General features: G+C 73.5%; 6 protein-coding genes. 4 read left to right on the top strand and 2 right to left on the bottom strand.

All coding sequences use genetic code 11. The features are described from left to right. Nucleotides 1-59: 59 nt before the first annotated feature. Entirely contained in the window at nt 60-1,034 is a 975-nt protein-coding gene (locus ACIQOV_RS26470) for a 4-hydroxy-3-methylbut-2-enyl diphosphate reductase (RefSeq protein ID WP_359899533.1), read from the bottom strand. 121 nt (nt 1,035-1,155) lie between these two features. On the opposite strand from ACIQOV_RS26470, the gene ACIQOV_RS26465 reads away from it, so the two are divergent. From ACIQOV_RS26465 to ACIQOV_RS26450, 4 genes are all read left to right on the top strand, one after another. Next, on the top strand, nt 1,156-2,538 hold the full coding sequence (locus ACIQOV_RS26465) for an APC family permease (RefSeq protein WP_401052525.1): 1,383 nt from the start codon (nt 1,156-1,158) through the stop codon (nt 2,536-2,538). A 10-nt stretch (nt 2,539-2,548) separates the two neighbouring features. Beyond that, complete coding sequence (gene xseA, locus ACIQOV_RS26460; RefSeq protein ID WP_401052523.1) at nt 2,549-3,760, top strand: exodeoxyribonuclease VII large subunit; 1,212 nt, start codon at nt 2,549-2,551, stop codon at nt 3,758-3,760. 60 nt (nt 3,761-3,820) lie between these two features. Beyond that, entirely contained in the window at nt 3,821-4,075 is a 255-nt protein-coding gene (locus tag ACIQOV_RS26455) for an exodeoxyribonuclease VII small subunit (protein WP_387694203.1), read from the top strand. Between the two features lie 111 nt (nt 4,076-4,186). After that, the gene (locus ACIQOV_RS26450; protein WP_359899526.1) at nt 4,187-4,789 is read left to right on the top strand and encodes a malonic semialdehyde reductase; all 603 of its coding nucleotides are present in this window, start codon (nt 4,187-4,189) and stop codon (nt 4,787-4,789) included. A gap of 87 nt (nt 4,790-4,876) precedes the next feature. On the opposite strand, the gene ACIQOV_RS26445 is transcribed toward ACIQOV_RS26450, so the two are convergent. After that, the coding region (locus ACIQOV_RS26445) for a DUF4245 domain-containing protein (RefSeq protein ID WP_401052519.1) at nt 4,877-5,187 on the bottom strand (311 nt) is incomplete at its 5' end.

The raw sequence follows: 5,187 nt of genomic DNA, 5'->3' as shown, positions 1-5,187 counted from the left end.
CCTGGGTGCTGGCCCGTGCCCAGGACGCCCTGGACGTCCTGCCCGGGTACCGCCGCGGGTCAGAGCTTGCCCGCCGCCTCGGCGCGCAGGTCGCGGCGCAGCTCCTTGGGCAGCGAGAAGACCAGGTGTTCCTCGGCGGTCTTGACCGTCTCGACCGTGTCGTAACCGCGCGCGGCCAGGAACTCCAGCACGCCGTCGACCAGGATCTCCGGCACCGAGGCGCCGCTGGTCAGGCCGACCGTGGTGACGCCCTCCAGCCACTCCTCGCGGATCTCCTCGGCGAAGTCCACCAGGTGGGCGGCCTTGGCGCCGTACTCCAGGCCGACCTCGACCAGGCGCACGGAGTTGGAGGAGTTCTTGGAGCCGACCACGATCAGCAGGTCGGTCTCCGGGGCCAGCTGCTTGACCGCGACCTGGCGGTTCTGGGTGGCGTAGCAGATGTCGTCGCTGGGCGGGCTGACCAGCTGCGGGAAGCGGTTCTTCAGCTCGCCGACGGTGGCCATGGTCTCGTCCACGGACAGGGTGGTCTGGGACAGCCAGACGACCTTGGACTCGTCCCGGACCTGCACGTTGGCGACGTCCTCGGCACCGTCCACCAGGTGGATCCGGTCCGGGGCCTCGCCCATGGTGCCGATGACCTCCTCGTGGCCCTCGTGGCCCACCAGCAGGATGTCGAAGCCCTCGTCGGCGAAGCGGACGGCCTCCTTGTGCACCTTGGTGACCAGCGGGCAGGTCGCGTCGACGGTGGCGAGCTTCCCGGCCCGCGCCTCGTCGTGGACGGACGGGGCGACGCCGTGCGCGGAGAAGACGACGATCGAGCCCTCCGGCACCTCCTCCGTCTCGTCGACGAAGATCGCGCCCTTCTTCTCCAGGGTCTGCACCACGTACTTGTTGTGGACGATCTGCTTGCGGACGTAGATGGGCGCCCCGTACTGCTCCAGGGCCTTCTCCACGGCGATCACGGCGCGGTCGACTCCCGCGCAGTAGCCCCGGGGGGCGGCGAGCAGGACACGGCGCTGCGCGGTCTTGGACATGGCTCCATCGTACGGGCGGTCGCGACCCGCGCTCGTCCTCCCGGCCTCCCGCCGGGCCGCCCCACCAATGGCGGACACTTTCCGCGCAGACCCGGTCAATTGCGCCCAAAATATGGTGTCTATGAGCTCTGTGAGCGAGCAGGCGACGCCGAGCGGCCTGCGCCGCAGCCTGGGCGTGCGCGATCTGATGGTCTACGGGCTGCTGTTCATCGCCCCGATGGCGCCGGTGGGCGTGTTCGGCGTGCTGGACGCCAAGAGCCACGGAGCCGTCGCCACCGTGTACCTCGCCGCGACGGTGGCGATGGCCTTCACCGCCTCCTCGTACGCCCAGATGGTGCGCGCCGTGCCGCAGACCGGCTCGGTGTTCGCCTACGCGCGGGCCGGGCTGGGCGAGGGCCCGGGCTTCATCGCCGGGTGGATGGTGATGCTCGACTACCTGCTGATCCCCGCGGTGGCCTACCTGTTCTCCGGGATCGCGCTGAACTCCCTGGTGCCGGACGTCTCGCGCTGGGTCTGGACGGCGCTCGCGGTGGTGGTGACCACCGCGCTCAACCTGGCCGGGGTGCGGACGGCGGCGGCGATCGGCTTCGCGGTGCTCGCGATGGAGATCGCGGTGCTGCTGGTGTTCATGGCCGCCGCCGTGGTGGCGCTGGCCCAGGACGGCGCCCGGCGCGACTGGGACACCCCGTTCACCGCCGTCGGGGACTTCTCGCTGACCGCGGTGATCTCGGCGGTGTCCGTCGCGGTGCTCTCCTACCTGGGCTTCGACGCGATCGCCACCTTCGTGGAGGAGGCGGTCGGCGCCTCGGCGGCCGTGGCCCGGGCGGTGCTCTGGTGCCTGGCGCTGGCCGGGGTGCTGTTCGTCGCCCAGACCTACCTGGCGGCCCTGCTGGAGCCGACCGGACCGCAGCAGCTGGCCGCCGACCCGGCGGCGCAGGGCTCGGCCTTCTACGACACCGTGGAGAGCGGCGTCGGGCACTGGCTGCACGTACTGGTGGCGGCCAGCAAGGCGATCGGCGCGGCCTTCGCGGCCCTGGCCGGGCAGGCCGCGGCCGGGCGACTGCTCTTCGCGATGGCCCGGGACGGCCGGCTGCCGCGGGCCCTCGGTTCGGTCGACCCGGCCAGCGCGGTCCCGCGCCGGGCGCTGCTGGCGGCCGCGGTGATCACGATGGCGGCGGCGGTCTGGGCGGCCAACCGGGACGACGGCCTGGACCGGCTCACCTCGGTCGTGAACGTGGGCGCGCTGACCGCCTTCGCGCTGCTGCACGCCTCGGTGATCGGCTGGTACGCGGTGCGGCACGGCTCGCGGCGGTGGCTCCCGCACGTGGTCGTGCCGGTGCTGGGGATCGCGGTGATCGCGGCGGTCGTGTACGAGGCCTCGGGCACCGCGCAGCTCGTCGGGCTGGTCTGGCTGGTGGTCGGCCTGGTGGTGCTCGCCGTCCAGGGCTCCACCGGCCGGGGCGGCACCGGCCGGGGTCCCGGCCGTGTCGGCGGACGCCGCTAGCCTCGTACGCATGGCCAACACCAGCTCCCCCGAAGCGCCGCTCCCGGTCGGCAAGGTCTCCGCGCTGATCGGCGGCTGGATCGACCGGCTCGGCGCGGTCTGGGTGGAGGGGCAGATCACCCAGCTCAGCCGCCGCCCCGGCGCGGGCGTGGTGTTCCTGACCCTGCGCGACCCGCAGGCCGACGTGTCGCTCACGGTGACCTGCTTCCGCTCGGTGTTCGACCAGGTCGCGGACGTGGTGCAGGAGGGCGCGCGGGTCGTCGTGCACGCCAAGCCGGAGTGGTACGCGGCGCGCGGGCAGCTGTCCCTGCGCGCCTCGGAGATCCGCCCGGTGGGCCTCGGCGAGCTGCTGGCCCGGCTGGAGCAGCTGAAGCGGCGGCTCGCCGGGGAGGGCCTGTTCGCGGCGGAGCGCAAGAAGCCGCTGCCGTTCCTGCCGCAGTGCGTCGGGCTGGTCACCGGGCGCGGCTCGGCGGCCGAGCGGGACGTCCTGGAGAACGCCCGGCGGCGCTGGCCGGCCGTGCGCTTCGAGGTGCGCAACGTCCCGGTGCAGGGGGTCAGCGCGGTGGAACGGGTGAGCGCGGCCGTGCGGGAGCTGGACGAGCACCCCGAGGTGGACGTGATCGTCGTGGCCCGCGGCGGCGGCAGCGTGGAGGACCTGCTGCCGTTCTCGGACGAGGGCCTGGTGCGGCTGGTCGCGGCCGCCCGTACGCCGGTGGTGAGCGCGATCGGGCACGAGCCGGACCAGCCGCTGCTGGACTTCGTGGCCGACCTGCGCGCCTCCACCCCGACCGACGCGGCCAAACGGGTGGTTCCGGACGTCGGTGAGGAGCTGGCCAAGGTCCGCCAGCTGCGCGACCGCGCCCGCCGGTACGTGCTGTCCCGGGTCGAGCGCGAGCAGCACGGGCTGGACGGGGTGCGCAGCCGCCCGTCGCTGGCCGCCCCGCACCGGATGCTGGACGGTCGGGGGCAGGAGGTGGACGGCCTGCTGGAGCGGGCCCGGCGCACCCTGCGGCACCGGCTGGACCACGCGCAGAGCGACCTCGGGCACACCCTGGCCCGGGTGGTGGCGCTCTCCCCGGCGGCCACCCTGGAGCGCGGCTACGCGGTGCTCCAGCGCTCGGACGGCACGGTGGTGACCGACCCGGCGCAGGTCGCGCCCGGCGAGGGGCTGCACGCGCGGGTGGCGGGCGGCGGCTTCGACGTCACCGCGACTCCCGGGTAGTCGCCCGCCGCCGCGGGCCGGGGCTGGGGAGTGTCGGCCCGAGCCCCTACGCTGGCACCCATGGCAGAGCAGCAGGAGCAGCAGGACGCGGCGCCGAACCCGGACGACGCGCTGGGCTACGAGCACGCCCGGGACGCGCTGCTGGACGTCGTCCGGCAGCTGGAGACCGGCGGGACCTCGCTGGAGGAGTCGCTGGCCCTGTGGGAGCGCGGCGAGCAGCTGGCGAAGGTGTGCCAGCGCTGGCTGGACGGCGCCCGGGCCCGGCTGGACGCCGCGCTGGCCGCCGAGGAGGGGGCGACCCCCGGCGGGGAGTGAGGCGGATCACATCCGCTTGGGGAATCGTTGAATCTTCACCTATGTTGGAGGAAGTGAACGGCCGCGGCCGATCACCCCGACGAACCCCTTTTCCGCATGAGGTGCAGAAGCATGACCACCGACGCCCTGGTACTCGACGCTGCCGCTCAGGACCTCCTGTTCCGCGAGGCCCGCACCGCCAACACCTTCACCGACGAGCAGGTCTCCGACGAGCAGGTCCAGGCCATCTACGAGCTGGTCAAGTACGGCCCGACCGCCTTCAACCAGCAGCCGCTGCGCGTCGTCCTGGTCCGCTCGGCCGAGGGTCGCGAGCGCCTCGTCCGGCAGATGGCGGACGGCAACAAGGCCAAGACCGCCGCCGCCCCGCTGGTCGCCATCCTGGCCGTGGACAACGAGTTCCACGAGGAGCTGCCGACCCAGCTCCCGCACTTCCCCCAGGCCAAGGACCTGTTCTTCTCGGAGCGCAGCGTCCGTGAGCAGTCCGCCACGATGAACGGCGCCCTGCAGGCCGCCTACTTCATCATCGGCGTGCGCGCCGCCGGCCTGGCCGCCGGCCCGATGACCGGCTACGACGCCGAGGGCATCAACAAGGAGTTCTTCGGCGACGGCGAGCACTCGGTGCTGGCCGTGGTCAACATCGGCCGCCCGGGCGAGGACGCCTGGTTCCCGCGTTCGCCGCGCCTGGCCTACGACGAGGTCGTCACCACGGCCTGATCCGCCCCGCGCACGCCGAAGGGCCCCGCACCGGTTCGTCCGGCGCGGGGCCCTTCGGCGTGTCCGGGAAGGCGGGCGGAAGCGGGGCTACTTGAGCGCCTGCGCCAGCTCGGCCAGCTCCTCGTAGGAGGCGGTGCCGGTGAGCAGGGTGGTCCCGGGGCCGGTCTGGACGGCCAGCGCGCGGTCCTTCTCGCCCTGCACCCGGTCCCAGGTGCGGCCGGCCACCTCGGAAGTGCCGTCCGACGCGGCGCCCTTGACGTGGTCGGCCAGCAGGGAGTCGCGCGGCACGTCGCTCTGCTCGATCGCCGCGTACCGGCCCGAGGGGGTCACGAAGCCCAGGTGCCAGGCGTTGCCCTTGCCGTTGTTCTGGTCGGCCGGCCGGTAACCGACCGAGGTGG

The sequence above is a fragment of the Kitasatospora sp. NPDC091257 genome (assembly GCF_044757675.1).
GTDB classification, from domain to species: Bacteria; Actinomycetota; Actinomycetes; order Streptomycetales; family Streptomycetaceae; genus Kitasatospora; species Kitasatospora lactacystinica.
Note: the sequence above shows the minus strand (reverse complement) of the source record. Positions and strands in the feature narration are given on the sequence as shown.

Excerpts from the sequence above, each read along its gene's own strand:
- ACIQOV_RS26470 (WP_359899533.1), bottom strand. The coding sequence starts at position 1,034 with ATGTCCAAGACCGCGCAGCGCCGTGTCCTGCTCGCCGCCCCCCGGGGC.
- ACIQOV_RS26465 (WP_401052525.1), top strand. The coding sequence starts at position 1,156 with ATGAGCTCTGTGAGCGAGCAGGCGACGCCGAGCGGCCTGCGCCGCAGC.
- xseA (WP_401052523.1), top strand. The coding sequence starts at position 2,549 with ATGGCCAACACCAGCTCCCCCGAAGCGCCGCTCCCGGTCGGCAAGGTC.
- ACIQOV_RS26455 (WP_387694203.1), top strand. The coding sequence starts at position 3,821 with ATGGCAGAGCAGCAGGAGCAGCAGGACGCGGCGCCGAACCCGGACGAC.
- ACIQOV_RS26450 (WP_359899526.1), top strand. The coding sequence starts at position 4,187 with ATGACCACCGACGCCCTGGTACTCGACGCTGCCGCTCAGGACCTCCTG.